Source organism: Xanthobacter autotrophicus ATCC 700552 (assembly GCF_043194565.1).
GTDB classification, from domain to species: domain Bacteria; phylum Pseudomonadota; class Alphaproteobacteria; order Rhizobiales; family Xanthobacteraceae; genus Xanthobacter; species Xanthobacter autotrophicus_F.
Genome location: NZ_JBAFVS010000012.1, coordinates 62,314 through 88,610, shown reverse-complemented (window position 1 = coordinate 88,610; position 26,297 = coordinate 62,314). Strand labels below are relative to the sequence as shown.

General features: G+C 70.0%; 21 protein-coding genes and 1 tRNA gene. 15 read left to right on the top strand and 7 right to left on the bottom strand.

Features of this window, described 5'->3' with window-relative positions; genetic code table 11:
• Nucleotides 1-329: 329 nt before the first annotated feature.
• Nucleotides 330-1,019, bottom strand: coding sequence for an aquaporin Z (gene aqpZ / locus V5F48_RS14265; RefSeq protein WP_282639720.1), 690 nt, complete (start codon nt 1,017-1,019; stop codon nt 330-332).
• A 524-nt stretch (nt 1,020-1,543) separates the two neighbouring features.
• Here aqpZ and V5F48_RS14260 point away from each other — a divergent pair.
• From V5F48_RS14260 to V5F48_RS14250, 3 genes are all read left to right on the top strand, one after another.
• Nucleotides 1,544-1,810, top strand: a complete 267-nt coding sequence (locus V5F48_RS14260) for a hypothetical protein (RefSeq protein WP_394110092.1) — start codon at nt 1,544-1,546, stop codon at nt 1,808-1,810.
• A gap of 196 nt (nt 1,811-2,006) precedes the next feature.
• The gene (locus tag V5F48_RS14255; protein ID WP_394259249.1) at nt 2,007-4,517 is read left to right on the top strand and encodes a carbohydrate-binding family V/XII; all 2,511 of its coding nucleotides are present in this window, start codon (nt 2,007-2,009) and stop codon (nt 4,515-4,517) included.
• A 111-nt stretch (nt 4,518-4,628) separates the two neighbouring features.
• Nucleotides 4,629-5,138 carry a DinB family protein gene (locus tag V5F48_RS14250; protein ID WP_394259248.1) on the top strand — a complete coding sequence of 170 codons (510 nt, stop codon included), beginning with the start codon at nt 4,629-4,631 and terminating at the stop codon, nt 5,136-5,138.
• Nucleotides 5,139-5,157: 19 nt separating this feature from the next.
• On the opposite strand, the gene mdoH is transcribed toward V5F48_RS14250, so the two are convergent.
• Nucleotides 5,158-7,029 (bottom strand): glucans biosynthesis glucosyltransferase MdoH, encoded by a 1,872-nt coding sequence (gene mdoH, locus V5F48_RS14245; protein WP_394259303.1) that lies wholly within the window; start codon nt 7,027-7,029, stop codon nt 5,158-5,160.
• Nucleotides 7,030-7,100: 71 nt separating this feature from the next.
• Between mdoH and V5F48_RS14240 the strand changes: the two genes are divergently transcribed.
• The 4 genes from V5F48_RS14240 (at nt 7,101) to V5F48_RS14225 (ending at nt 10,508) form a co-directional block, all read left to right on the top strand.
• On the top strand, nt 7,101-8,105 hold the full coding sequence (locus V5F48_RS14240; RefSeq protein WP_394259247.1) for a zinc-dependent alcohol dehydrogenase: 1,005 nt from the start codon (nt 7,101-7,103) through the stop codon (nt 8,103-8,105).
• A 69-nt stretch (nt 8,106-8,174) separates the two neighbouring features.
• On the top strand, nt 8,175-8,606 hold the full coding sequence (locus V5F48_RS14235; protein ID WP_394259246.1) for a 6-pyruvoyl trahydropterin synthase family protein: 432 nt from the start codon (nt 8,175-8,177) through the stop codon (nt 8,604-8,606).
• A gap of 7 nt (nt 8,607-8,613) precedes the next feature.
• Nucleotides 8,614-9,657 carry a glycosyltransferase family 4 protein gene (locus tag V5F48_RS14230; protein WP_394259245.1) on the top strand — a complete coding sequence of 348 codons (1,044 nt, stop codon included), beginning with the start codon at nt 8,614-8,616 and terminating at the stop codon, nt 9,655-9,657.
• Nucleotides 9,654-10,508, top strand: coding sequence for an SAM-dependent methyltransferase (locus tag V5F48_RS14225; protein ID WP_394259244.1), 855 nt, complete (start codon nt 9,654-9,656; stop codon nt 10,506-10,508). The genes V5F48_RS14230 and V5F48_RS14225 overlap by 4 nt, the downstream gene beginning before the upstream one ends.
• Before the next feature lie 126 nt (nt 10,509-10,634).
• Here V5F48_RS14225 and ftsY read toward each other — a convergent pair whose 3' ends face one another.
• From ftsY to dapF, 3 genes are read right to left on the bottom strand one after another with little or no spacing between them, the layout of a single operon-like run.
• Nucleotides 10,635-12,302, bottom strand: a complete 1,668-nt coding sequence (ftsY, locus tag V5F48_RS14220) for a signal recognition particle-docking protein FtsY (protein ID WP_394259243.1) — start codon at nt 12,300-12,302, stop codon at nt 10,635-10,637.
• A 27-nt stretch (nt 12,303-12,329) separates the two neighbouring features.
• Nucleotides 12,330-13,619 (bottom strand): tRNA (N(6)-L-threonylcarbamoyladenosine(37)-C(2))-methylthiotransferase MtaB, encoded by a 1,290-nt coding sequence (mtaB, locus tag V5F48_RS14215; RefSeq protein ID WP_394259242.1) that lies wholly within the window; start codon nt 13,617-13,619, stop codon nt 12,330-12,332.
• Nucleotides 13,619-14,476, bottom strand: coding sequence for a diaminopimelate epimerase (dapF, locus tag V5F48_RS14210; protein ID WP_394259241.1), 858 nt, complete (start codon nt 14,474-14,476; stop codon nt 13,619-13,621). Before dapF ends, mtaB begins: the two co-directional genes overlap by 1 nt.
• 287 nt (nt 14,477-14,763) lie before the next feature.
• Here dapF and V5F48_RS14205 point away from each other — a divergent pair, with 287 nt between their 5' ends.
• From V5F48_RS14205 to V5F48_RS14190, 4 genes are all read left to right on the top strand, one after another.
• Nucleotides 14,764-15,435: a GyrI-like domain-containing protein gene (locus tag V5F48_RS14205; protein ID WP_394259240.1), complete on the top strand. Its 672-nt coding sequence runs from the start codon at nt 14,764-14,766 to the stop codon at nt 15,433-15,435.
• A 178-nt stretch (nt 15,436-15,613) separates the two neighbouring features.
• Nucleotides 15,614-17,248: a DUF3300 domain-containing protein gene (locus V5F48_RS14200; RefSeq protein ID WP_394259239.1), complete on the top strand. Its 1,635-nt coding sequence runs from the start codon at nt 15,614-15,616 to the stop codon at nt 17,246-17,248.
• Between the two features lie 207 nt (nt 17,249-17,455).
• Nucleotides 17,456-17,989: an RNA 2',3'-cyclic phosphodiesterase gene (gene thpR / locus V5F48_RS14195; protein ID WP_394259238.1), complete on the top strand. Its 534-nt coding sequence runs from the start codon at nt 17,456-17,458 to the stop codon at nt 17,987-17,989.
• A gap of 45 nt (nt 17,990-18,034) precedes the next feature.
• Nucleotides 18,035-18,445 (top strand): YkvA family protein, encoded by a 411-nt coding sequence (locus V5F48_RS14190; protein WP_394259302.1) that lies wholly within the window; start codon nt 18,035-18,037, stop codon nt 18,443-18,445.
• Between the two features lie 145 nt (nt 18,446-18,590).
• On the opposite strand, the gene V5F48_RS14185 is transcribed toward V5F48_RS14190, so the two are convergent.
• A complete protein-coding gene (locus V5F48_RS14185; RefSeq protein ID WP_394259237.1) occupies nt 18,591-19,571 on the bottom strand; it encodes an NADPH:quinone oxidoreductase family protein in 981 nt (326 codons plus the stop codon).
• A gap of 666 nt (nt 19,572-20,237) precedes the next feature.
• Here V5F48_RS14185 and V5F48_RS14180 point away from each other — a divergent pair.
• The 4 genes from V5F48_RS14180 (at nt 20,238) to V5F48_RS14165 (ending at nt 23,028) form a co-directional block, all read left to right on the top strand.
• Nucleotides 20,238-20,759, top strand: a complete 522-nt coding sequence (locus V5F48_RS14180; protein ID WP_394110079.1) for an invasion associated locus B family protein — start codon at nt 20,238-20,240, stop codon at nt 20,757-20,759.
• Nucleotides 20,760-20,946: 187 nt separating this feature from the next.
• Entirely contained in the window at nt 20,947-22,116 is a 1,170-nt protein-coding gene (gene mnmA / locus V5F48_RS14175; RefSeq protein ID WP_394259236.1) for a tRNA 2-thiouridine(34) synthase MnmA, read from the top strand.
• 75 nt (nt 22,117-22,191) lie between these two features.
• Nucleotides 22,192-22,836 carry a class I SAM-dependent methyltransferase gene (locus V5F48_RS14170; RefSeq protein WP_394259235.1) on the top strand — a complete coding sequence of 215 codons (645 nt, stop codon included), beginning with the start codon at nt 22,192-22,194 and terminating at the stop codon, nt 22,834-22,836.
• 115 nt (nt 22,837-22,951) lie between these two features.
• Nucleotides 22,952-23,028 (top strand) — tRNA-Met (locus V5F48_RS14165).
• A 324-nt stretch (nt 23,029-23,352) separates the two neighbouring features.
• On the opposite strand, the gene V5F48_RS14160 is transcribed toward V5F48_RS14165, so the two are convergent.
• A complete protein-coding gene (locus tag V5F48_RS14160) occupies nt 23,353-25,953 on the bottom strand; it encodes a sensor domain-containing diguanylate cyclase (RefSeq protein ID WP_394259234.1) in 2,601 nt (866 codons plus the stop codon).
• Between the last annotated feature and the right edge of the window lie 344 nt (nt 25,954-26,297).

Below are 26,297 nucleotides of genomic sequence, written 5' to 3'. Positions count from 1 at the left end.
GCGGGCGGCAAAGGCCGCCCGGAACGGACGCTGCCTCAAACCGACGATGCAGCGACGATGCAGCTTCGACAGGCCCGGCCCCGCGCCGGGCCTGTTCGTTTGGGGCAGGTTCGTTTGGGGCCGGCGAAGATGGCGTCACCCTTCGACCGGAGCCAAAACGGTTTGGCTCAAGACGATTTCGCTCAAGACGGTTTCGCTCGGGTGCCACGCGAGCTGATTTCGCGTGGCCGACGCCCGATCAAGGGGCGGGCGTCATGCATTCAGGCTCCGGCCCCGCGCGGCACCTGGCATTTACGCTCAAGCGCCGCGCGGCTTGGGAGGCCGGAGGCTCAGTCCTCCAGAACCTTCAGCTTGAACAGCAGGCCGGCGAGATAGGCGCCCACCAGCGGCACCACGATGAACAGCCAGAGCTGGCCGATGGCCTTGCCGCCGGCGAACAGGGCCGGGCCGATGGAGCGGGCCGGGTTCACCGACACGCCGGTCACGGGGATGAACACGATGTGGATCATCACCAGCGACAGGCCGATGGCGAGGCCCGCCGCCTGGGTGATGCCGGCCTTGGAGGTGGAGCCGAGGATCACCACCAGGAACACGAAGGTGCCCACCAGCTCGGCCACGATGGCGGCGCCGAGCCCGTAGCCGCCGATATAGCCCTCGCCCCAGCCGTTCTGGCCGAGGCCGGCGGTGGCGACATCGAAGCCGGCAAGCTTGCCCGAGGCGATGACGAAAAGGATGGCCGCGCCGGCGATGCCGCCCAGCACCTGGGCGATGATGTACATGGGCACCTCGGAGGTGGGCAGACGCCCGGCCGCCCAGACGCCGATGGTGACCGCGGGATTGATGTGGCACCCCGAGACGTGGCCGATGCCATAGGCCATGGACGTCACCGCGAGGCCGAAGGCAAAGGCGATGGCCAGCATGCCGATGGGTGCGGAGCCATAGCCCGTCAGCACCGCAGACCCACATCCGAACAGCACCAGCACGGCGGTGCCGATGAACTCGGCCACATATTTGTTCATGCCAACCCCTCCCCAAGCGGCGGCCCGGCCCCCGACGGCAGGACGCGCACGCGCTCCCAGGTTCAAGGACGGCGCCACGCGGTCCGTCCTTGGCGCACGAGGCCCTCACGGCTCGCACTCTCGCCCAGCGAAGGCCGCATCACGGCCGAGATCAAGCCCGTTCAGGCCAATCCGCAGCACTCTTCACTGCATCTTTCGGCCGCCGGGATGGACGGCGGTAATTGGAGGTGGGGCGATCGCGGAAAGATGAACAAAGTCCAAACACGCACGATGCTGCCGGTTCAGCCCGGCGGGCGTAAGACACAGACACGCATCCTCCGTTGGGGGGACGACCACCGGCATGGGCCGTTCTATCCCCGGCGAAGCGATACGCAGTGAAACGGCAATCCCCGAAGCGCGACCGTGCGAAACGGATAGCAGTTCGGGCGAAGACGACGCGGCAATAGGCAAGGCGGATCCGGTCAGCTCAGGTCTTCCTGGCCGGTGAATCCGACTTCGGAAGAGAACTTGTTCGAGAGACAGCCATGAAACGGTCTTCCCTCATCACCATGGTCGGCGCCACGCTCGTCGGAGCGAGCCTGTTTGGCGGCGACCTCGTGCGGGCGTTCCCGACCGCAGGTCCGGACGCCGCGGTCGCCAGCGACGGCGCGCCCTACCGGTGGCAGGGTTACTGGAGCACCACGGCAACGGAGCCCGGCCCCGGCAGCTTCTGCCCCTTCCGCAAGACCCTGTCGGTCTCGTGGGACGGCCCCCGGCTGAAGTGGCAGCGCGCCTGTCCGGCCCCGGCCTGACAGGCCCAACGACGGGCCGTGCCCCATCGGCCCGATTCGCCGATCCGATGGGCGCCTGCCCTGTCGCAAAGCCTGGAGCCGGCGCCCACCGACATTTGAAGGGGACGAGCCTACGCCACCGCAAGGTACCGCTGACGCTTGCCTGCGAACATGCTAATCCTCCCGCCGCCCCGACGGATCGGAAGGAAGTGACGTCATGAAGCGACTTTGGACCGGCGTCTCGGCTGCCGTCCTCTCTGCCGCTCTGCTCTGGAGCGCGAGCGGTCAGGCCCAGCAGGCCCAGCCTTCAGCAGCCCCGCAGGGCCAGGATGCAACGGGCCAGGATGCGACGGGCCAACAAGCCCCGTTGCCGTGGCCGCGGGATTTCGCCCTCGCCGGCGACCAGTTGCTCCAGCTCTACCAGCCGCAGGTGGACAGCTGGACCGGCGACGTGATGTCCGGCCGCGCGGCGGTGGCCATCGGGCCAAAGTCCGGCACCCCCACCTACGGCATGGCGCGATTCTCGGCCCGCGTCGCCGTGGACAAGCCGGCCGGCCTCGTGCACCTCGCCACGATCTCCATCGACGGGGTTGAGGTGCCCACCGATCCGGCCAAGGCGTCCCTGATCCGCTCGACCCTCCAGTCGCGCCTGCCGGCGGACGGCATGACCGTGCCCCTCGACCAGTTGCAGGCGAGCTACGCGGTGAACCAGGAACTGGCCAAGCTGAAGTCCCAGCCGGTGGACAACACCCCGCCGCAGATCCTGTTCGCCACCTCCACCACTGTGCTGGTCCCCGTGGCCGGCACGCCGGTGCTGCGGCCCATCGCCGGCGCCGGCACCTTCCAGCGCGTGGTCAACACCCGCCCGCTGCTGCTGCTCGATGAGGCCGGCACCTACCATCTGGAGGCGGGCGGGCACTGGTATGAAAGCCCCAGCCTCACCGGCACATGGATCCTCACGCCCCAGATCTCGGATGCGCTTTCCTCCGCCGCCAAGGCGGCGCTCCAGGAGCAGGCCGCCGACCCCCTGCTCGACGGCAAGGGCAAGCCCATCAACCCGGCCCCCGCCGTCCTCGTCGCCACCCAGCCGGCGGAGTTGATCCAGTCCAACGGCCCGCCGCAGATGCTGCCGGTGACCGGCACCAACCTGCTCTCCATGAACAATGCGGACCACGCGGTGTTCATGGAGACCACCTCCAACACCTATTACATCCTGCTCTCCGGCCGCTGGTTCCGCGCCCCCGACCTCAAGGGGCCGTGGGCGTTCGTGGCCAGCAATGCCCTGCCGAAGGATTTCGCGAAGATCTCGCCCAACGACGCCAAGGCCAACGTCCTGGTCTCGGTGGCCGGCACGCCGCAGGCGAAGGAGGCGGTGATCGCCGCCACCATCCCGCAGACCGCGACGGTGAAGCGGGACGTGCCCCTGAAGGTGGCCTTCGACGGCACGCCGCGCTTCGAGCCCATCGCCGGCACGCCGCTGCACTACGCCATCAACACCCCGACCCCGGTGATCCAGCTCGATGCCCAGCGCTATTATGCGGTGAATAACGGCATCTGGTTCGTGGCCGGGACCGCCACCGGCCCCTGGCGCGTGGCCGACGTGGTGCCGGACGCGATCTATACGATCCCGGTCGCCTCGCCGCTCCACTACGTCACCTATGTGCGGATCTATGCCACCACGCCTGAAGCGGTGGTGGTGGGCTATACGCCCGGCTACATGGGCGTGGTGGTGGCGCCCGGCGGCACGGTGGTCTATGGCACCGGCTACACTTGCCCGGGCTATGTGGGCACCTGGTGGTATTCCTGCCCGGTCACCTACGGCGTCGGCGCCGGCTTCGCCCTGGGCGTGGCGGACGGGTTCGCCTTCGGCTTCGCCGCCGGCTGGCCCTGGGGCGCGGCGGTGACGCCCTATTGGGGGCCGTACTGGTCCGCGGGCTATGGCCCCTACGGGCCGTGGGGCGGCCACTGGGGTTATACCAACATCAACCAGGCCAACATCTACGGCCGCTGGGGCGGCGCCGCCACGGTGAACCACGCCTGGGGCACCACCTGGAACGGCACCGAATGGTCGGGCCGCGACTGGCACGGCACCACCGGCGGCGGCACCAGCTTCGCCGGCCGCTCGGGCGCCGCGTTCAATCCCTATACGGGCAATTACGCCGCCGGCGCCGCGAACGCCCGCTACAATCCGACCACCGGGGCCCGGGGCGAATCGGCCGCCGGTATCGCGGGCAACGTCAACACCGGCAATGCCGCCGCCGGCCGCGAATCGGCGGGCTACAACCCCACCACCGGCACCGGCCATGCCTCGCAGACCGCCGTCACCGACCAGAACGGCAAGGTGAGCGTGGACAGCCGCGGCGTCGCCGGCGACGCCAAGACCGGCAATGCGGTGGCCTGGAACAACGGCCATGTGGCCGTGGACCACGACGGCCAAGTCTATCAGCACACCGATGCGGGCTGGAGCAAGAACACCGGCTCGGGCTGGCAGAACGTGGACCGTGCTGCGGACACCAGCCGCCTTGATGCCGAGGAGAACGCCCGCTCGGTGAGCCAGCAGCGGGTGTCGAGCTACGGCGGCGATCGAATGGGCGGTGGCGGTTTCGAGGGTGGCGACCATTACGGCTCGGGTGGCTTCGACCGGGGCTTCGGCGGCTATGGCGGCGGCGACCGCTTCGGCGGCGGCGGTTTCCGGGGCGGTGGATTCGGCGGCGGCTTCCGTCGCTGACAGGAACGGACGGGCGGGCTGAAGCCCGCCCTCCCCATGGGGCGCCCGGTCGCTCGCCCGGTCTCTCGCGCGGGGCGCCGATATCTTCTGGATTCCGATCCGAGAGCCACCATGCCGCTGCGCAGCTACACCACCTTCGCGGCTTATAACGCGTGGGCCAACCGTCGGCTCTATGCCGCCGCCCGCGCGCAGGGAGAGGACGCGTGCGGGCGCCAAGCCGGGGCCTTCTTCGGCTCGGTGACGGCGACCCTCAACCATCTCGTGGTGGGCGACCGCATCTGGCTCTCCCGCTTCGAGGGCAAGGCGCCGCCTGCCCTGAAGCTGGACACCATCCTCGCCCCCCGCCTCGCCGACCTGGAGCCGCTGCGCTCGGCCGAGGATGCGCGCATCATCGGCTTCATCGCCGGGCAGGACGCGCAGAGCCTGTCAGCCGAGATCAGCTACGCCAATATGTCGGGGCAAACCTTCCGCCAGAGCCTGGCGAGCGCGCTGGACCATGTCTTCAACCACCAGACCCACCATCGCGGGCAGGTGCATGCCCTGCTCACCGGCCTCGGTGGCCGGGATGCGGCCCCCTCCCTCGACCTCATCGTCTTCCAGCGGGAACAGGCGGGCACCTGACTCAAGGCCCGCCCCGGCTTCAGGCGGCGACGCGCTCGCGCAGGCTTTCGCCCGACAGGATACGCTGCACCTCACTCGGCGCAAATTCCTCCGGCACGGCGCACAGGCGGGTCCTGACCGCAAACCGGGCAAAACGGGGATCGGCGGTGGCCACCGTGAAGGGAATGGCGAGCACATAGCCCGCCAGCACCGGCGCCGCCCATGCGATGAGCCCCGGGGAGACGACAGCGAGCCCCGCCGTAACCGCGATCCCGAACGCCGTCTGGGGCCAGAAGGCGCGCGCGGCCGCCATCCAGCTCACCCCATGCCCGTCGCGGGCCTGTGCCATCCAGCCGGAGCGTGCGCGGCCCAGCACCAGGCGGCCGATCTCCAGCGTCACCGCCAGCGCGGTGATGGCGGAGAGCAGGAACGAGAACACCAGTTCCACCGCCACCGACGCCGCAAAGCGCCCTGCCCCGCCGTAGCGCGCGACGCCGCCGCGGGTCAGCGCCGCATCGGCGATCCCTGCCAGCTTCGGCGCCAGCGCCAGCAGCAGCATGCCGCCATAGAGGCCCATGGCGAGGCCGACCGGATAATCCGGCATCCCCGCCGCTTCCGCCGCCGCGAACGGCAGGAGCGCGATGAGCAGGGGATGGGCCGGCACGGTCACGAACATGAGGATGGCCCAGACCAGCTGGAAGCGGCTCATGGGCTTCAGGCTCGCGGCAAAGCCGGGCTGAGCGAGCAGCCGCAGATATTGCAGGTTGCCCAGGCACCAGCGCAGGTCGCGCGACACGAAGTCGGTGACGGTTGGCGGGTTCTCCTCATAGCTTTCGCTTTCCACCGGCAGCACGCGCACCTCGTAGCCGGCACGGCGCATCAGCGCGGCTTCCACCTGATCGTGAGACAGGATCGGCCCGCCCAAAGGCGGCGCACCGGGCAGGTGCGGCAGATGGCAGGCGGCGCGGAACGGGGCGATGCGGATCAGCGCGTTATGGCCCCAGAACGGCCCGCACTCCCCCGCCCACCAGGAGGCGCCCAGGGTGTAGCAGCGCATGCCGTGGCGCATGCCGAACTGGAACATGCGGGCGAACGCGCTCTGCGCCGGCAGCCCCACCACCAGGCTCTGCAGGATACCGAGGCGCGGATGGGCCGCCATCAGGCGCGCCATGCGCAGGATGGTGGCGGCGCCCATGAGGCTGTCGGCATCCAGCGGCAGCATGAAGTCGTAGCGCGTGCCGGCGGCGAGGCAGAAATCGCGGATGTTGCCGGCCTTGAAGTCGGTGTTCTCGGGCCGGCGGCGATAAAAGATGCGCGCGGCGCCCTCCTCGCTCCGCCACGCGGCCACCGCCGCCTCCTCCGCCGCCGCGATCTCGGGGCGCGAGGTGTCGCTCAGCACATGGAAATCGAACAGCGCGCCATGGCCGCTGGCATCAAGGTCGGCCTTCACCGCCCTGAGGCGGGCCAGCGCCCGCGCCGGATCCTCATTGCGCACGGTGAGCAGGATGGCGGTGCGCCCGGTGAGCGGACCTTGCGGTTCCGGGGCAAGGAAGGGCGCCGCCGCCTCCACGCCACGCCGGCGGGCGTGCAGCAACGCGAGACCGGTGAGCGCGTTCCAGAACCCGATGGCGTTCCACGGCGTGATGGCGAGGGCGCACAGGAGGATGAGGCCATCCACCACGGTAAAGCCGCCATGGGCCCCGAGCACGGCGACGGCCGCCAGGACCGCAAGCAGCGTCAGAACGTTCGCCACCAGCATGAACAGGCGGCGGCGGGCGAGCGTTGCCACCGGCTGGAGCAAGGCCGGTGTGAAATCGGCAGCGGGGCTCACTTCAGGCGGTGGACCGGACCTCGAAGACATGCATAGCTCCAACTGCCGGACCCGGCTCAAGGCTGAAAACGCATCCCGCACCCGCCGCCGGCAAGTGAACACTCACGACACGGCCGCGGCAGACCCCTGAAGCGCTATACGAAAGCGACGGCATGACCGCCCTTGATGCGTCAAAATGTCTCAAACCCATCGCGAGCCGGGGACTCTGGACCATCGGCCCCGGCACCGCGGCCCTGCGCGACGAAGAGCTTGCACCGCCCGCACCCGATGGCGCGCGGGTCACGACCTTGTGGAGCGCCATCAGCCGCGGCACGGAACGCCTCGTGTTTCAGGGCCTCACTGATCCCGTCCACCGCGACCGCATGCGCGCGCCGCTGCAGCAGGGCGACTTCCCCTTCCCGGTGAAATACGGCTATTGCGCGGTCGGCCGGGTGGAGGCGGGCCCCGCCGCGCTGGACGGCCGCATGGTCTTCGCCCTCGCCCCGCACCAGACCCGCTTCAATGCCCCCGCCGCCATGCTGACGCCGCTGCCCGAGGGCCTGCCGCCCCGCCGCGCCACCTTGGCCGCCAACATGGAAACCGCCCTCAACGCCCTGTGGGATGGCGGCGCCGGCCCCGGTGATCGCATCGTCGTGGTCGGGGCAGGCCTCGTGGGGCTGCTGATCGCCTGGCTCGCCGCCCGCCTGCCGGGGGCGGAGGTGACGGCCATCGATCCGGACCAGAGCCGCGCGGGACTGGTGCACGCCTTCGGCGCTGCCTTCACGACCACGGGCGAAGGGATCGCCGACGCCGACCTCGTCTTCCACACCAGCGGCAGCGGCGCCGGGCTTGCCACCGCGCTGGCCTGCTGCGGCGAGGAGGCCCGCCTGGTGGAGATGAGCTGGTACGGCGACAAGGGGGTGAATGCGCAGCTCGGCGGCGCCTTCCACCACCGGCGCCTGCAGATCGTCTCGTCGCAGGTGGGGCAGGTGAGCCCCGCCCGCCGCCCGCGCTGGAGCCACCGGCGGCGGCTGGAAAAGGCGCTTTCGCTTCTGGCCGACCCCGCCCTCGACGCGCTCATCACCGAAGAGGTGGCCTTCGACGATCTGCCGCAGGCTCTGCCGCGTATCCTTGCTGACGGCGCAGCAGGCATCGCCACGGTGGTGCGCTACACGTGATGCCGACGGCACGGGGTTCGGGCACGCGCCGCGCGGGCCCACCCCGAAATCCACACAAGGGAGTTACGCATGTATGCGGTAGAGGTGCGGGACCACATCATGATCGCCCACAGCTTCACGGGTGCCCTGTTCGGCCCCGCCCAGGCGCTGCACGGGGCCACCTTCGTGGTGGACGTGGCCTTCTACCGCCGCGAGCTGACGGTGGAGGGCGTGGTGGTGGACATCGCCCGCGCCCACGATGCGCTCAAGGCCGTGCTCGGCCCGCTCAACTACAAGAACCTCGACGAGGTGCCCGACTTCGCCGGCCGTAACACCACCACGGAAGTGCTGTGCCGGCACGTCTTCGACAGGATGGCGCAGGCCGCGCGCGCCGGCGAATTGGGCGCGGGCAGCGAGGCGCTGGCCCGCATCCGCGTGACGCTGCACGAATCCCACGTGGCCCGCGCCTGGTACGAGGCGGACCTCGCCGACGACGACGCCACGCCCCAGCTCTGGGCTTGAGACCGGAATGCCCGTCGCCTTCGTCCACCCCGGCCCGCTGGACACGCCCACCGGGGGCTATGCCTACGACCGCCGCGTCATCGCCGAGTTGCAGGCGGCCGGCATGGACATTGCCCCCCTGAGCCTCGACGGGGCTTTCCCCACCCCCTCCGGTGCCGAGGTGGAGGCCGCCCTCGCCCGGCTCGCGGCGACGCCGCCGGACACCATCCTGCTGGGTGACGGCCTCGCCTTCGGCGCCCTGCCGGCGGACCGGCTGAAGGGGCTGGACCGGCGCCTCGTCGCCCTGGTGCATCATCCTCTCGCGCTGGAGACAGGGCTGTCGGCGGACCTCGCCGAACAGCTCTTCGCAAGCGAGAAGGCGGTGCTGAATGCCACCGACGCGGTGATCACGGTGAGCCCGGAGACCGGCCGCACCCTGGTGGCGCGCTATGGCGTTGCCCCCGAACGCCTGACATTGGCCGTGCCCGGCACCGAGCCCATGGCCCGCGTGCCCGCCGATGGCGCGCCGCCGCGCCTCATCGCCGTGGGCTCGCTGACCCCGCGCAAGGGCTACGACATCCTGTTCGACGCCCTCGACCGCATCGCCGACCTCGATTTTTCCCTCGCCATCGCTGGAGCAACCCATCTCGATCCGGCCACGGCGGACATGGTCGCGGCGCGGGCGGCGGCGGCCCCGCGCGGCAATGTGCGCCTGCTCGGCCAGCTCGATCGCGCCGCCCTCGACGCGGCTTACGCGCAGGCCGACATCTTCGTGCATCCCTCGCTCTATGAGGGCTATGGCATGGTGCTGGCGGAAGCCATGCGGCGCGGCCTGCCCGTGGTGTGCACCACCGGCGGCGCGGCGGGAGAGACGGTGCCGGACGGCGCCGGCCTCAAGGTGCCGCCAGGCGATGCGTTGGCGTTCGCGGACGCCCTGCGCAGCCTCATCGCCGATCCCGCCCGGCGCCGCGCCTATGCCGATGCCGCCTTCGCCGCCGGGCAGAAGCTGCCCTCCTGGGCCGACACCGCCGCCATCATCGGCCGGGTGCTGGCGAAAGCGAGCCAGCCGTGACCCTCGCCCCCGCCACCTTCTCCGACGACTGGCTTTCGCTCCGCGAGCCGGCCGACCATCGCTCCCGCAACATGGCCCTGGAAGCCGAGCTGGTGCGCCATCTGGAAGACGTGGAGGAGCAGCGCATCGTGGATCTGGGCGCCGGCTCCGGATCGAACCTGCGGGCGCTGGCGCCGCGCCTCGGGCTGCGCCAGCATTGGGTGCTGATGGATCACGACGGCGCCCTTGCGCAGGCCGCCCGTGCCCGGCTGAAGGCCTTCGCGGACAGCTGGCGGGAAGCGGGCGACACGCTGGTCCTCAGCCTCGGCGCGCGGGAGATCCGGGTGGAATTCGCCATCGCGGACCTTGCCCGCGATCCCGCCGCCCCGCGAGCCTTCGCGCCGCATCTGGTGACGGCTTCGGCGTTCCATGACCTGGTCTCCGCGGACTGGTGCGCGAGCTTCGCCGAAGGGATGGCGGGCTCGGGCATCCTCATCCACGCCGCCCTCATCTGCGACGGGCAGGATGCCTGGGCGCCGCCCCATCCGGCGGACGCAGCCATCGCGGAGGGCTTTCGCGCCCATCAGGGCATCGACAAGGGTTTCGGCCCGGCCCTGGGTCCGGACGCCGCGCAGGTGCTCGGCGCGGCGCTGGCGCGGGCGGGCTATGATGTGGGGCAGGCGCAGAGCCCGTGGCGCCTCGTCCCCGGCGACCGGGCGCTGATCAAAAAGCTCGCGGCGGGTACGGCAGCAGCCGCTGTGGAGAGCGGCCGCGTCGATGCGGCGAGCGCGCAGGACTGGGCCCGCCACCGGGCCGATGCCGACGCCTGCGCCATCGGCCACCTGGACCTTCTGGCCCTGCCGCGCGGCTGAGCGGCCAGCGGGACCCCGCCCGCCGGCCCTATACCAACGGCCCAGGTCGATGCCGAGAGGGTTGCGCTCAGGTGCCGCGCGGGCTTGTACCGATGGGCGATGAGTCATGCTCATCGCCCATCGCTCTCAGTTCAACCCGGCGATGGCCCGGGCGAAGTCGCGGGCGGTGAAGGGTTGCAGGTCCTCGGCCGCCTCGCCCACGCCGATCAGATGCACCGGCAGCTTGTGCTTGGCGGCAATGGCCACCAGGATGCCGCCCCGCGCCGTGCCGTCGAGCTTGGTCATGACCAGCCCGGTCACCCCGGCGATGCGGGTGAAGGCCTCCACCTGCGACAGCGCGTTCTGGCCCACCGTGGCATCGAGCACCAGCAGCACCGCATGGGGCGCCGAGGGCTCCAGCTTCTTGATGACGCGCACCACCTTCTCCAGCTCCGCCATCAGCTCGGTGCGGTTCTGGAGCCGGCCGGCGGTGTCCACCATGAGGATGTCGGCCCCGGCCTCCCGCGCCTCCACGATGGCCTCATGGGCGACGCCGGCGGCGTCCGAACCCTGCTCACGGGCGATGACGGTGGCCCCGGCGCGGACGCCCCACACCTTCAACTGCTCGATGGCGGCGGCGCGGAAAGTATCGCCGGCGGCGAGCACCACCTTCTTGCCCTCGGTGCGCCACTGGGCGGCAAGCTTGCCGATGGTGGTGGTCTTGCCGGAGCCGTTCACCCCCACCATCAGCACCACGAAGGGCTTGTGCGCCGTATCCACCACCAGGGGCTTGGCCACGGGGGCGAGGATGCGCTCCACCTCCTCCGCGATGAGGGTCTTCACCTCCTCGGGGGAGATCATCTTGTCGTGCCGGCCCTTGCCCACGGATTCCACGATGCGCATGGCGGTCTCCACGCCCAGGTCGGCGCGGATGAGCACGTCCTCCAGTTCCTCCAGCGTATCGGCATCGAGCTTGCGCTTGGAGACGAGGTCGGTGATGCCCTGGCCAAGGCTCGACGCCGTGCGCGCCAGCCCCGCGGCGAGCCGGCTCCAGAAGCCCTTCTTCACCGGCTGCGGCTCGCTGTCGACCTCAGCCGGCCCGGCGGCGGCAGGCGCGGCAGGGAGGGCCTCCGGGGCAGCCTCCTCCACGGGGGGCAACTCGATTGGCTCGGGTCCGGCAGAAGTCTCCGGCAGCGCGGGCGCCGCGACGGCGGGCGATAGGACCTCGGGAGGCGGGACCTCGGGCGATAGGACCTCAGGCTCGGGCTCGGCCGAAGACATGCGGGCTTCAGGACTATGGGGGTCCTCGGGCGCCACGCCAAAGGCAGACGCGCTTCCGGCCTGCGCGCCCTCGGATGCGACAGCGTGCGGCCCTTCGGCGAATGGCGCCTCGGGCTCCGGCGCGACCGCAGGAACCGGCGAGGCGGTTTCGACGGCAAGCTGCGCCACCGGCAAGTGTTCCGCCACGGGGGCCGGCGGCTGTTCGAGCGGCGCGCCGAAGGCGGGGACGCCTGCGGACTCCGTAGCCTCCACCGGGACCGGTAGCACCAACTCGCCCACCGGCGTAGGCAGGCCTCCGAGGCCGACTTCGGCTTCAGCGGCGGATGGCGTGGTGGACGCGCCGCCCGCAGCCGGGGCGTCGCCCAACGGCGCAGACCCGGCCTCGCGCCCCTCTTCTGCCGCCGCACCAGCTTCCTGCGGGGTGTCGTGGGTAAAGCGCGGGACCGGGTCCTCGAAGCCGGACTTCAGCCAGCCCCACAAGCCGCGCTTCTTCTTCTGCGCGTCGGCGGGGGCGTCCTGGTCGTTGTCGCTCATGGCTCAGGCCGTTCCTTGAAAAAGAGATCACGCCGCGATCAGGCGCGCGCCGTCATGTCCGGCGATGCGCAGGTCCCGGAGACTGCCGCGCTCGGCCGGCCAGGCAAGGCGCACCGGGGTGAAATGTTCCGTATGGCCGCGTCCGCCGGCCTCCACCAGTACCTGCCGCCTGAGCCCGACCTCGCCCGCGAGATGGCGGCGCAGCAGGTCGGCGGCGGTCTCGCGCAGCCGGCGCGCGCGCTCCGCCACCACGGGGGCGGGAAGCTGCGGCATGCGGGCTGCGGCCGTGCCGGGACGTGCCGAGAACGGGAAGACGTGGACGAAGGCGAGGCCCGCCTCGTCGAGGAAAGCGCGGGTGGCGCGGGCCTGTTCCTCGGTCTCGGTGGGAAAGCCGGCGATGATGTCGGCGCCCAGCACCACCTCCGGCCGCGCCCGGCGCAAAGCGGCGATGAAATCCAGCGCCTCGACGCGGGAATGCCGGCGCTTCATCCGCTTGAGAATCAGATCGTCGCCGGCCTGCAGGGAGAGGTGGAGATGGGGCATCAGCCGCGCTTCCTCAGCGAGCGCCCGCATGAGTTCGTCGTCGGCCTCCACCGCGTCGATGGAGGACAGGCGCAGGCGGGCCAATTCCGGCACGCCGCCCAGCACCGCGCGCACCAGCCGGCCGAGGGTGGGCGCGCCCGGCAGGTCCGCACCATAGGCGGTGAGGTCGACGCCGGTGAGCACCACCTCGCGGTGGCCGCTGTCCACCAGCCGCCGCACCTGATCCACCACCGCGCCCATGGGCACGGAGCGCGAGGGGCCGCGGCCGAAGGGGATGATGCAGAAGGTGCAGCGGTGGTCGCAGCCGTTCTGCACTTCCACGAAGGCGCGGGTGTGCCCCTCGAACCGATCGGCGAGATGGGGGGTGGCCGTGCGCACCACCGAAATGTCCTGCACCCGCACCTTCTGTTCGGCCGCGACACCGAAGTCGAGGGCGGCGCGGGTCGCGGCCCAGGTGGCGGCGCCGGTCTTGTCGGCATTGCCCAGCACGAGGTCCACCTCGTCCATGCGGGCGAAAGCCTGCGGGTCGGTCTGGGCGGCACAGCCGGTGACGACCACGCGCAGGTCCGGGTTCTCCCGCCGCGCCCGGCGAATGGCCTGTCGCGCCTGCCGCACCGCCTCTCCCGTCACCGCACAGGTGTTGACCACGAGGGTGCGCTCCAGCCCCTCGGCGGTGGCGGCGCGGGCGATGCCATCGCCTTCCAGCGCATTGAGCCGGCAGCCAAAGGACAGGACGTGCACGGCCGTCCCCGGAGCCCCGGATGAAACCGCCATCAGGCGGCCTCCTCCAGCATGGCGGGGGAGAGCGTGCCGGAAAACTCGTGCTCCACCGGACCGGTCATCAGCACGTGGCCATCGGCCTCGCGCCAGAAAATCTCCAGGTCGCCACCGGGCAGCGTCACGGTCACGGCGCGGCCGGTGCGATGGGTGCGGGCGGCGGCAACGCCGGTGGCGCAGGCGGCGGTGCCGCAGGCGCGGGTGCGCCCGGCGCCGCGCTCCCACACATGGAGCCCGATGCGATCCGGCGCGGTGAGGCTGGCAAAGGAGATGTTGGCGCGCTCGGGAAACAGCGGGTGATGCTCCAGCGCGGCGCCGAGCTTCTCCACATCCACCGCATCGGCGTCGGGAACGAAGAAGACGGCATGGGGATTGCCCATGCTGACGAGGCTTGCCGGCCCCAGCGCCTCGAAGCCGGGGACGATCACCTGGGCCGTGTCGCCCACGTCACGGGACAGGGGAATGTCGCGCCAGTCGAAGCGCGGCGCGCCCATGTCCACCTCCACCTGCCCATCCGCGCGCACGTGGCAGTCGAGGAGGCCCGCCTCGCTCTCGAACACGGCGTGGGGGGTACCGGTGCGCTCGGCCTCCAGCGCGGCGATGCAGCGGGTGCCGTTGCCGCAGGCGGCGGAGATGGAACCGTCGGAATTCAGGATGCGCACGAAGGCGGCCGTGCCCGCCCGCCGGGGCGGATAAAGCACCATCGCCTGGTCGAACGGCAGCACGGAAGGACGCGCCAGCGCGCGCGCCGCGGCGGCGGGCACCTCCACGGGATCGGCGCGCAGATCGAGCACGAGGATCGCGTTGCCGAGGCCGTTCATCTTGACGAAGGGGCGGTTTGAAAGCGGATTCACGGTGGGCCGGGTCTTCCTGATGGCTCGACCGCGGCAGGAACCCACCGGTCGCGGTCGAGCCATAAAGCATTGATCGAGCGGGCCACCCCATACGGGTAGCCAAGTGTATCGCGTGACCCACTCAGGTTGAAACTGCCGTCTATATGGCCCCGATCCGCCGGTGACACCACCCCCGCCGCAACCAGCCGCCGGGCCTCGCCTCAAAGCCGCCGAAGTGCGGCCTCACCGCCGCCCGAGAACATGCTAGAAACGCTGCTCAACTGCTTCGGCGGGCGGGAGAAAGAGCAATGGCGGGATCGCGTTGGGTCAGCCTCGACAGGGTGAGGATGGCCGGGGCATGCGCACTGCTGGGCGCCAGCCTCGGCGCGGCGCTGGCGCCGTTCCCCGCCTCGGCGCAGGGCCAGGCCGCCCAGCCCGGCACCGACGGTGCGCTGACGCCGCCGCCCGTGGTGGACCCGAAGAAGGTGGAGACTACCCCCGTCGCCCCCGCCGGGCGCACCTTCGCGCCGCAGGAGATCACGCTCTCCCCGGTGCCCGTGCTGACGCTTGCGGGCTCGGCCACCTGGGAAGAGGCGTTCGAGAAGCTGGTGGGAAGCGTGAAGCAGGCGGACACCGAGCTGCAGCGCCTCGGGCTCGCGCGCGCAGGCGACACCTTCATCGTCTACACGGCGAGCGACGACCTGAGCTTCGAATACGAGATCCAGGTTCCGTTCTCCGGCACCACCACCCGGAAGCCCGGCGAGGGCATGAAGCTCGGCGGCTCCCACGCGGGCCGGGTGCTGAAATTCACCCATGCCGGCTCGTTCGCCGACATGGACAACACCTATGAGCAGATCGCCAATTATCTCGACGAGAAGAACGTCGAGCAGAACGACATGTATATCGAGCAATACCGGACCGACATCGTCACGGGCTCTCCCGAAGCGCTGGTCATCGATATCCTCGTGCCGGTTCCATAACGTTTCTTTGATCCAGCCACCACAGTTTCGCGCTTGAAGTCGGTTACGACCCAACGGTCAGTGAGCGCGCGGCGGCAACCGTTGCAAGACGATCGGAACGCATCAACGGCAAGAACGGCGGGGGCCAGAACCCCCGCGCCAGGAGCAATGAATGCCAGGAATATCCGTCAGAACGTGCGTGAAAGGCCGCGCCGGCAACTGGTCCCGTGTCGCCGTGGCGGCGGTGTTCGGGTGGTCCACGGCGGTCTATCCGGCCCTCGCGCAGATGCCCGCGGCGGAGCCGCAGGCGCAGCCCGCGCCCCAAGCTACTCCCCAGATCCCGCCCCAGATTCCTCCCCAAGTCCCTCCCCAGGCCCAGCCTATGCCGCCGGTGCAGCCGATGCCCGAGGTGCAGGCCGCCCCGGCGGCCGCGCCCGTCGCACCCCCGCCCGCAGCCGCCCAGGCGCCGCTTCCGGTCGCGCCCACCCAGCCGGCGACCACCGCACCGATCTACTCGCTCTCGGACCTCGAATATCTCCTCGGCCCGCTGGCGCTCTATCCCGACCCGCTGCTGGCGATCCTGTTCCCGGCCACCTTGTTCCCCGAGCAGATCGTGGAGGCCTATAACTGGGTCGAGGCCAATCCGCGCCTGGTGCAGGCCCGCAACTTCGCGCAGGTCGATGCCAAGGACTGGGACAGCTCGGTCAAGGCCCTGATCCGCTTCCCGGACGTGATCCGCCAGCTCCATGACCATATGGAATGGACCGAATCCCTCGGCCTTGCCTTCTCCACCCAGCCGCAGGACGTGTCCAACACCATCCAGATGCTGCGGGCCAAGGCACAGAGCGTCGGCAACCTGAAGACCACGCGCCAGCAGGTGGTCACCACCCGCGAGGACGGCGGCCAGCGCACCATCTATATCCAGCCGGCCAACCCCGAGCGGGTCTATGTGCCGGTCTATGACAGCTCCGAGGTCTTCACCACCTTCGCCACCGGCGCCCTGCTGTTCGGCGGCGGCGTGCTGGTGGGCTCGGCGTGGAACAATCGCTGGGGCTGGAACAACCGCGGCTGGAACACCGTGTGGGTGAACCCGCCCGGCTGGCGCCAGCCGCCGCACTGGGGGCCGGGATGGGGTGGCGGCGGACGTCCGCCGGCCTGGGGTCCCGGGCCGTGGCGTCCCGGCCGTCCGCCCGGCTGGCAGCCCGGCCAGCCCGACCGTCCGAACCGTCCGGATCGGCCCGGTGCAGGCCCGAACCGCCCCGGTTTCCCCGATCGGCCCGGCGCAGGCCCCAACCGGCCCGGCTTCCCCGATCGTCCCGGTGCAGGTCCCAACCGCCCCGGCGTCCCGGATCGGCCCGGCGCAGGCCCCAACCGCCCCGGTGTCCCGGATCGTCCCGGCGCGGGTCCCGGCCGTCCCGGTGTCCCGGATCGTCCCGGCGCAGGTCCCGGCCGTCCCGATCGTCCCGGAGCAGGCACCGATCGCCCGAACCGACCCGGTGCGGGCGCCGATCGTCCGAACCGGCCCGGCGCTGGAACCAACCGCCCCGAGCCTCCGTCGGCAGGGCAGAACCGCCCGAACCAGCGGCCCAACGCCCAACGGCCCAGCCAGCGGCCCAACGCCGGGCAGAACCGCAGCCGGCCGCAGCAGAGCCGGCCGCAGCAAAATGCCCGGCCCCGGCCGCAGCAGAGCCGGCCGCAGCAGAATGCCCGGCCTCAGCAGCGGGCCCGGCCGCAGCAGAACGCGCGGCCCCAGCAACGCGCACGGCCCCAGCAGAACGCTCGGCCGCAGCAGCAGCGGGCGCGCCCGCAGGGTGGCGGGGAGCGGCGGCGCTGACGGGCAGCGGCCCCTGCGGCGCTTAAAAAGGGTGCGAAAAGCCCCCCATGCACAGCGAGAGGCGGCCTCTTGGGGCCGCCTCTCTTTTCTTCCCGGCGCGAATCTTCTTCACTTGGGCCATCGTCGCTCCACCGGGCGATCCCGCCCCGGCGCCGGCGCTGCCAGAGCCGATCCGCCGCAGCGGGTCGACCGATCGCGGAGGGTTTCATGCCGCGACTGTTCACCGCCATCGAGATCCCCCGCGAGGTCGGGCTCGGCCTGTCCCTGCTGCGCGGCGGGCTTTCCGGCGCCCGCTGGGTCGATCCCGAGAATTACCATGTGACCCTGCGCTTCGTGGGCGACGTGGATGACGCCACCGGCCGCGACATCATGCTGATGCTGGGCCAGGTGCGCCGGCCTGCCTTCGACCTCACTCTGGACGGCATCGACCAGTTCGGCGGCCACAAGCCGCGGGCGGTGTTCGCGGCGGTGAAGGCCAGTGCCGCCCTCATGGAGCTGCAGGCCGAGCAGGAGCGCATCATGCAGCGCCTCGGCCTCGGGGCGGAGGGGCGCAATTTCAAGCCCCACGTCACCCTGGCCCGGCTGCGGGATGCCTCCTCGCGACAGGTGGCCGACTATCTCGCCACCCGGGGGCATTATCGCAGCCCCGGCTTCCATGTGCCGCGATTCGTCCTGTTCTCCTCGCGCGATTCGGTGGGCGGCGGCCCCTATCTGGTGGAAGCGGCCTATCCGCTGCTGTGAGCGCGCGATGCGCGCAGGCCTTGCGGGCGTGCGAAACCTTCCCAAATAATTCGCATGACCAGCACCACATTGCGGAACGAGGTCCCGGGGCCTGACGGCCTGTCCCCCGACGAGCGGGACAAGGCGGCGCGCGACGAAGCGGACGTGCGCCGCGGCTTCTGGACCAAGATCAAGGCCACTGCCGCCGGCATCCCCTTCGCGGACGATGCCATCGCGAGCTATTATGCCGCCTTCGACCGCCAGACGCCGCTCAGGGTGCGCGCGACGCTGATGGCCGCGCTCGCCTATTTCATCCTTCCGATCGACGTGATGCCGGATATTTTCCCCATTCTCGGCTTCACCGACGATGCGGCGGTGCTGATGGGCGCGCTGAAGCTGCTGTCGAGCCATGTGACGCCCGACCACTACACCGCCGCCCGCGACGCCCTGACCCGCCTCAAGGACGAAAAGGCCTGAGTCCCGCCGGCGACGCCGCCGCCCGCGCGCGTCACCACTTCCTTAGAGCGTTTTCGAGCGAAGTGGATACCGGTTCGCGTGAAGAAAACGCGTCAATACATGAATCTAGAGCGATTGCCGTGAGCCAGTGCGAACGGAAAACGCTCTAGCGGCCGGTGGTCAGCACGACCTTGCCCTTGACGCGGCGCCCGGCGATCTCGCCCAGCGCATCGACGCAGCGCTCCAGCGGGAAGGTCTTGTCCACATGGGCGGAGATGCGACCTGTGCGCGCATGCTCCAACAGCTCGGCCACCACGCCGGCGAGCCAGGCCGGATCGCTGCGCGCCACGGCGCCGAAAGCCACGCCGCGCGCGTCGCAATTCTTCAGCAGCAGCAGGTTGAGCGGGATCTTCGGAATCTCGCCGGCCGCGAACCCCACCACCAGGAAGCGGCCGAGAGAGCCCAGCGCCCGCAGCGCCTGCTCGGCCATGTCGCCGCCCACCGGGTCATAGACCATGTCGAGGCCGCTCGAGCCGCCGAAGGCCTTGAGCGCGAGCTTAATGTCCCCTTGGGCATAGTCGAAGCCCTCGTCGGCCCCATGGGCCTTGGCGAAGGCCACCTTTTCGGCGGACGAGGCGCAGGCGAGGATGCGCGCGCCCATGATGCGCCCGATCTCCACTGCCGCGAGCCCGACCCCGCCCGAGGCCCCAAGCACGGCGAGGCTCTCGCCACCCTTCAGTTCACCGCGTTCGCGCAGGGCGTAGAGCGCAGTGCCGTAGGTGACGATGAGGCCGGCGGCCTTCACGAGGTCGAGGTCGTCCGGCACCCGCGTCAGGAACTGGGCCGGCACCACCACCTTCTCCCGCGCGGCGCCGTGGGTGACATAGCCGCACACCCGTTCGCCCACGGCGAAGCCGGCGACCCCCTCGCCCAGCGCCGCCACGTGGCCGGCAAACTCGGCGCCGGGCGAGAACGGCAGGCCGGGCTTGACCTGGTAGAGATCGCGGATGATCAACGTGTCGAAGAAATTGAGCCCGATGGCCGAGACCTCGACCACCACCTCGCCCGGCCCCGGCACAGGATCTGGCAGATCCTGGATTTCGAGGGCCTCCGGGGGACCATGGCGCACGCAGATGACCGCTTTCATGGGCTCACCTTCTGTCACGGCGGATCGCGGCACGGGTTACCAAAATTTAACCCCGTGGCGCAAAAGCTCCGGATACACATTCTTCCCCAACGGCATCAGGGCGCCTTGCCGCATGACCGGCGCCGAGGGATCGTCAAGTCAACTTCGGGATCGCCAATCCACCTTCGGGATCGCCAATCCACCCTCCCGCGCGAAGCCGCATGCCACTTCGAATCATTCGGCGGCGGAACGGTCGCCTCAGGCGAAGCGGAGCCTCTGGTTTATGAAAACGCAAGACGTACCTGCCATATTTCGCCCGCCACTTTTTTGACCCCCTGCACCGCTACCCGATGGCGGCCACGCTTGTGGGCCGGATGCGTCTGGAGGAAATCCGAACTGTTTCCGTCTAGAGCGTTTTCCGTTCGCTTCGGCTCACGAAAACCGCTCTAGATCATTGAGTTTACGCATTTTCTTCATGCGAACCGGTATCCACTTCGCTTGAAAATGCTCTAGAGCACGCGTTATCCGAGCAGATCGCATCGCAAGCTGCTCGGATAACGCGTTCTCTGTTTCTGATTGAGAGGGCGATTCACCGAGCGGATGGATTCCATTTGCTCCGATCACGCTCTAGATCGACCGCGTTCTCGTCCGGCTCGCCTGCAGGGCCCTGGTGAAATAGGAGAAGCCATGACGCTTCCTCGTGTCCATCCGACGCTCCTGGGCGTGTTTCTCGCCTGCGCGCTCGTCGCTCCCGCCGGCGCGCAGGGACAGCCCCAGTCCAAGTCCGTGGCGCAGTTCGGGGATTGGAGCGTCTACGTCTCCACCGTCAGCCCCAAGGTGTGCTACGCCATCTCCCAGCCGAAGAGCCGCGCGCCGGAAGGCCTGAAGCGCGACCCGGCGTTTTTCTTCGTCTCCACCCGTCCGAGCGAGAACGTGAAGAACGAGGTGACCGTCACCATGGGCTTCCCGCTGAAGGACGGCTCCGACGCCACGCTCACCGTCGGCAGCATGACGCTGCAGCTCTACACGAAGAACGAAGGCGCCTGGGTGCGCAACGTGGCCGACGAGGCCAAGCTGGTGGACGCCATGCGCCGCGGCAAGGATCTGCAGGTCGTCTCCACCTCCTTGCGCGGCAACCCCACCACCGACAAATACTCCCTGACCGGCCTCGGTCAGGCCCTCGACCGGGCGGCGCAGGAGTGCAAATGACGCCGGGTCGAAGGTGAGACCAGGTCGAAGGTGACGCTGAAGCACACATGACGGAGCCGGGCGCGTTCGAACCGCCCTCGGCCCCGATTTCGCCTTGCTGGCGTGGCTGAAGGATGCGAGCCATTTGCACCTTCATCCTGCGCGGCCTAACCTGCGGCACCCGCAGCCGGGCAAGCATCATACGATCATGACCGACCTTCCCCATCTCGATACCGACGGCGACCCCGCCTCCACCCGCGTGGTGGTGGCCATGTCGGGCGGTGTGGATTCGTCGGTGGTGGCCGGGCTCTATGCCCGCGCCGGCTATGACGTGGTGGGGGTCACCCTCCAGCTCTACGACCATGGCGAGGCGGCCCACCGTCGCGGCGCCTGCTGCGCGGGGCAGGACATCTACGACGCCAGTGAAGTGGCGCGCACGCTGGGCATTCCCCATTACGTGCTCGACTATGAAAGCCGCTTCAAGGAAGAGGTGATCGACCGCTTCGCCGCCAGCTATGCGTCGGGCGTCACCCCCATTCCCTGCGTGGACTGCAACCGTACGGTGAAGTTCCGCGACCTGCTCGCCACCGCCGAGGAGCTGGGTGCCCGCTATCTTGCCACCGGCCATTATGTGGCCAGCCGCGCGCTGCCGGACGGACGGCGCGGCCTCTACCGGGCGGCGGAAGAGGCGCGCGACCAGTCCTATTTCCTCTATGCCACCACCGCCGCCCAGCTGGAGCGCCTGCGCTTCCCCCTGGGCGGGATGCAGAAGGCGGACGTGCGCGCGCTGGCGGCCGAATTCGGCCTGCCGGTGGCGGACAAGCCCGACAGCCAGGACATCTGCTTCGTGCCCGGCGGCGACTACGCCCAGGTGGTGCAGCGGCTGCGGCCGGAAGCCGCCGAGCCGGGCGACATCGTGCATCTGGATGGCCGCGTGCTCGGCCGCCATCGCGGCGTCATGCACTACACCATCGGCCAGCGGAAGGGCCTCGGCATCGCCACGCCGGAGCCGCTTTATGTCATCGCCATCGACGCCGTGCGGCGGGAGGTGCGGGTCGGTCCGCGCGCCGCGCTCACGGTGAGCGCCATCGCCATCGATGACGTGAACTGGCTTGGCGACATCCCCTTCACCGACGCGCTGGCGCGGCAGGCGGACGTCTATGTGAAGGTGCGGTCCACCCGCCCGCCGGTGCCGGCGCATCTTGCACGCGCGGCGGATGGCGCCCCGGCGGTGCATCTGGCGGTAGGCGAAGAAGGCGTTGCGCCGGGACAGGCCTGCGTGCTCTACGATGACGCCGGCGCCGCCGCGCGGCTTCTGGGCGGCGGCACCATCATGCGGGCGGAACGGGTGGCGAAGAGCGTCGCCGAAGTAGCCTGAGTGAAGTGGCCGGAGTGAAGTGGCCTGGGGCAACCGTCCGAAAGGCGGGATCCGACCGGCCGGGAGAGACTGAGAATGGCGGTTCAGTACGATCTTGAGGGACAGAAGCGCGCCTACGCCAAGTGGGCGCCCATCTATGACAAGGTCTATGTGAAGCTGCTGGCGGACGCCCAGCGCAAAGCCGCCACTGCCGCCGCCGCCTGCGGCCCCAGCATCCTGGAAGTGGGCGTGGGCACCGGACTGGTGCTGCCCTATTACCCCAAGGGCACCCAGGTGACCGGCATCGACCTGTCGTTCCACATGCTGCAGAAGGCGGTGGACAAGAAGGTGGAACGCGCCCTGTCGCAGGTGGGCCTGCTCGCCGCCATGGACGCCTGCAACCTCGGCTTTGCCGACGAGAGCTTCAACGCCGTCACCGTGCCCTTCGTCATCACCCTGGTGCCGGACCCGGAAGGCGCGCTCGACGAAATGTACCGGGTGCTGAAGCCCGGCGGTGAGATCGTGATCGCCTCCAAGCTCGGGGCGGACGAGGGCGCCGCCATGCACATCGAGGCGGCTCTGGCTCCGCTGGTGAAGAAGGTGGGTTGGAGCATCGCCTTCAAGGCAAGCCGCCTGCGCAACTGGGCGGCGCGCTACCCGGACATGGAAGTGATCGAGATTTCGCCGGTGTTCCCGGTGGGCTTCTTCAAGCTGGTGCGCATCAAGAAGCGGGCCCGCTGATCCAGCCTCGGCGGGAGCGGTGGAGCGGTGGAAATCGGGTGCGGAGCATCGTTCCGCGCCCTCCGCTTTCTTGACACCCGCGCCGCACCGCCCCTATATGCGCGTCTCTCCGCGTGGCAGCGTAGCTCAGTTGGTGAGAGCGCCGGATTCATAACCCGGAGGTCGGCGGTTCAAATCCGCCCGCTGCTACCACATACCTCCCCCTCCGCGATCGTCACTGCCCTCCTGCCCGACCCGTGCTCACGCACGTTCGCCGGCCAGTGTCGGAAAGCTGCATGCGCAATGGCAGCGAAGGTGATGGCAGCGCAGACGGTGAAAGCGCAGACGGGTGAAAGCGCAGCAGCGCCCCATCAAGCTGGATCCCGCCAGCTTGTCGCGCATCCGGGCCTGATCCTCTGCCCGCACTAGAGCGTTTTCCGCTCGCCTTGGCTCACAGAAATCGCTCTAGAACCCTGTGTTGACGCATTTTCTTCACGCGAACCGGTACCCACTTCGCTCGAAAACGCTCTAGAGCCGTCACTCCACCGCGTGCAAGGTCGGCATGTCCGGCTGGCCCGCCACGTCGGGCGCGACGGCGCTCACCACCACCTGGTCGCGCCCCTGGGCCTTGGCGCGGTAGAGGGCCGCGTCGGCAGCGACGATCAGGTCGTCCGGCCGGCTCACATGATCGGGAAAGGCCGCGACGCCGATGGAGGCGGTGATGCCGTCCAGCACGCCGCCCGACCACAGCACGCGCAGGCTGCGCACCGCCTTGAGCAGGTGGTTGGCCACCGCCAGCGCCCCCTCCGGCGCGGTATTGGGCAGCAGCAGCAGGAATTCCTCGCCGCCATAACGGGCGATGATGTCGCTCTGGCGGGTATTGGTGCGCAGCACGTCGCCGATGGCGCGCAACACCGCGTCGCCCGCCTCATGGCTGTAGGTGTCGTTGATCTGCTTGAAATGATCGAGGTCGACGAGCGCCACGGACAACGGCCGCCCGTCGCCCGCGACGCCGGCGATCTGGAGCGCCAGCGCATCCTCCACGAAGCGGCGGTTGCCAAGGCCGGTGAGCGGATCGCGCAGGGCCTGGCCGCGCAATTGCTCGCGCAGGTCGATATTGGCGAGGGCCAGGGACACCTGCTCCGCCAGCATGGTGGCAAGCTGGAGGGCCGAGCCGCCGGCCACCCCGTCCGCCGGCTCGCGATAGAACAGGCCCAGCAGGCGGTTGCGCGCGATCAGCGGCTGGCACACATGATCGGGAGCCGCTGCATCGTCGACAGCACGGGCCACGTGGTCGCAGACGAGCCCCCGGCTCGCCTCGGAGACCGGGAAGGCCTGCCCCCGGCGCAGCGCCCAGCAGGCATCCGGGGCGAAGGCAGCCACATCGGCCCGGGGCGCGCCCCAGCGGCCGCCGCGCACCACCTGGTCCCGCGTGCGGTTGAGCACGTAGAGGGCGCCGGCCTCGTCGGGAAACAGCCGCGCCGCATAGGCCTGGACCGAGGCGAAGACCTCGTCCATGGACTGGCAGGATTGCAGGATGGAGCTCAGCTCGGCGAGAAGGGTGATTTCCCGGGTGCGGGCCTCGGCAGCATCGACGAGCCGGGTGAGATGGGCATTGGCCTCGTGCAGCGCGCGCTCGTGGCTGCGCCGCTCGGCCTCCACCGCAAGTGCGTCGGTCTTGTCCTGCATCACCCACAGCACGTCCCCGTCGCCCCGGCGCCCCTGGAGGAACAGGGGGCGCCCGAAGGCATCCACCACGACCGGCGGGCGATCGGGACAGTTGAGGTGCAACTCAAGCGCGGCGGTTCCGCCGGCGGCGATGGCGGCGAGGGCCGCCTCGAATGCGGTGGCATCCTCTGGTCTGGCCGCAAGATCGGCGAGATCGAGGCCCGCCAGGGCCTCCGGCGCGCGACCGCACAGATCCCCCATGCGGTGATTGCCGCGCACCACCGCGCGCCCGTGGGTGAACAGGATGCCGGCGAGCGGATTTTCCACCAGCGCCCGCTGCTCCGCATCGAGCGCGCCGAGGCTGCGGGACAGCCGGCCCGCGCGCATGAGCGACAGCGCCATGCCCCCCAGCAGCAGACTGATGACCGAGCCGCTCGCCAGCACCACGACGGGAATGGTCTGGTCCACCTCGTAGCTCGATCCCGCCCGCGCGGCGAAATGGAGGAGCCAGAGCCGGTCGCCCACCACCAGCGCCCGCTCCGCGGCGATGCCGATGGGCACCTCCGCCACCGGCGTCACCACCTGCAGGTTGGGCTCACGGCTGTCATAAAGCAGCACCGCGGCGGCGGCCGGGTCCGCCGGCTCGGCGGTGACCGCGCCTTCGGACGTCACCCGCGCATAGCCGCGGTCGAGCACCCGCACGTTCATCTGCTGGAGGGTGCGCGCGTCGAGCACGCCGCGCATGAGGTCGTTGGCGCGATAGACGGCGGCGGCGTAGCCGAGCAGGGCTTTGCGGCGCTGCTCCACGGTGGCTGTCAGTTCCCCCGCCTTGTAGAGCGGCGCGCGCAGGATGAAGCCGAGCCCGCCGCTCTCATCCTGCAGCAGCTTGACCGGCGGGGTGGCAACGATGCGCCCGGTGTCCCCGCCGCGCACCAGGCTGTCGAGTTGCGCCGGGTTCGAGCCCACATCGAAGCCCATCACCCGCTCGTTGCCCCGCATGGGCTCCACGAACTGGATGATGTTGTAGACTGGGCGCGGCCCAGCCGGATGGACGGTGTAATTGGGCTGGCCGCGCGGATCCACGCTGGTGTCGGCGCGCGCCTCGGCGACGAAGGCGTCGAGGCCGTCTGGCGTCACGTGGCGCAGCACCTGGAGCGCCTCGAAGCCCGGATAGCGGCGCACAAGGTCGAGCACGTCCACATAGCGCTGGAACTGGGCGCGATCGATCCCCCCCACCGAGGCATAGAGCCCCTGCATGCTCACCAGCACTTCGGCGTGGGCCCGCACGCGCTCGCCCACGGCCGAGGCCATTTCGGCGGTATCGGCCGAGAAGCGGCTCTGGGTATTGGACTGAATGACGTGCCGTGCAAGGGACCCGGCTGCCCACGTCGCCGCAAGGCCCGCGACGATGATCGCCCCGGCCACCGCGCCGGCCCTCCAGCTCAGCAGCTTCCGGTCCTGAAGTCCCATGGCGCGCGCTGCTCCCCCTAGGGCGTTTTCGAGCGAAGTGGATACTGGTTCGCGTGACGAAAACACGTCAACACAGGATGCTGGAGCGATTGCCTGAGCCGATGCGAACGGAAAAAGCGCCAGGGTGATGCAAACGCGGTGGGCAAACGCAGGGGTAGATGGCATGCATATAAACCAGAAGGCGGTATAGTGTAAAACTACCGCCATCGCGATGCAGCATGGGACCCAGGGCTGGCGATCCCGGCCGCGCGCGCCGGACATGGCCGCCGGGTATGGCGGCCATCCCCACTCCCCTCCCCTGCCCATCTTTGCTATCCAGTGCCTCCCCCGCCGAGCGGCGCACC

Bases quoted from the DNA above. Each gene is read 5' to 3' on its own strand.
- aqpZ (WP_282639720.1), bottom strand. From the start codon at position 1,019: ATGAACAAATATGTGGCCGAGTTCATCGGCACCGCCGTGCTGGTGCTG.
- V5F48_RS14260 (WP_394110092.1), top strand. From the start codon at position 1,544: ATGAAACGGTCTTCCCTCATCACCATGGTCGGCGCCACGCTCGTCGGA.
- V5F48_RS14255 (WP_394259249.1), top strand. From the start codon at position 2,007: ATGAAGCGACTTTGGACCGGCGTCTCGGCTGCCGTCCTCTCTGCCGCT.
- V5F48_RS14250 (WP_394259248.1), top strand. From the start codon at position 4,629: ATGCCGCTGCGCAGCTACACCACCTTCGCGGCTTATAACGCGTGGGCC.
- V5F48_RS14240 (WP_394259247.1), top strand. From the start codon at position 7,101: ATGACCGCCCTTGATGCGTCAAAATGTCTCAAACCCATCGCGAGCCGG.
- V5F48_RS14235 (WP_394259246.1), top strand. From the start codon at position 8,175: ATGTATGCGGTAGAGGTGCGGGACCACATCATGATCGCCCACAGCTTC.
- V5F48_RS14230 (WP_394259245.1), top strand. From the start codon at position 8,614: ATGCCCGTCGCCTTCGTCCACCCCGGCCCGCTGGACACGCCCACCGGG.
- ftsY (WP_394259243.1), bottom strand. From the start codon at position 12,302: ATGAGCGACAACGACCAGGACGCCCCCGCCGACGCGCAGAAGAAGAAG.
- mtaB (WP_394259242.1), bottom strand. From the start codon at position 13,619: ATGGCGGTTTCATCCGGGGCTCCGGGGACGGCCGTGCACGTCCTGTCC.
- V5F48_RS14205 (WP_394259240.1), top strand. From the start codon at position 14,764: ATGGCGGGATCGCGTTGGGTCAGCCTCGACAGGGTGAGGATGGCCGGG.
- thpR (WP_394259238.1), top strand. From the start codon at position 17,456: ATGCCGCGACTGTTCACCGCCATCGAGATCCCCCGCGAGGTCGGGCTC.
- V5F48_RS14185 (WP_394259237.1), bottom strand. From the start codon at position 19,571: ATGAAAGCGGTCATCTGCGTGCGCCATGGTCCCCCGGAGGCCCTCGAA.
- V5F48_RS14180 (WP_394110079.1), top strand. From the start codon at position 20,238: ATGACGCTTCCTCGTGTCCATCCGACGCTCCTGGGCGTGTTTCTCGCC.
- mnmA (WP_394259236.1), top strand. From the start codon at position 20,947: ATGACCGACCTTCCCCATCTCGATACCGACGGCGACCCCGCCTCCACC.
- V5F48_RS14170 (WP_394259235.1), top strand. From the start codon at position 22,192: ATGGCGGTTCAGTACGATCTTGAGGGACAGAAGCGCGCCTACGCCAAG.
- V5F48_RS14160 (WP_394259234.1), bottom strand. From the start codon at position 25,953: ATGGGACTTCAGGACCGGAAGCTGCTGAGCTGGAGGGCCGGCGCGGTG.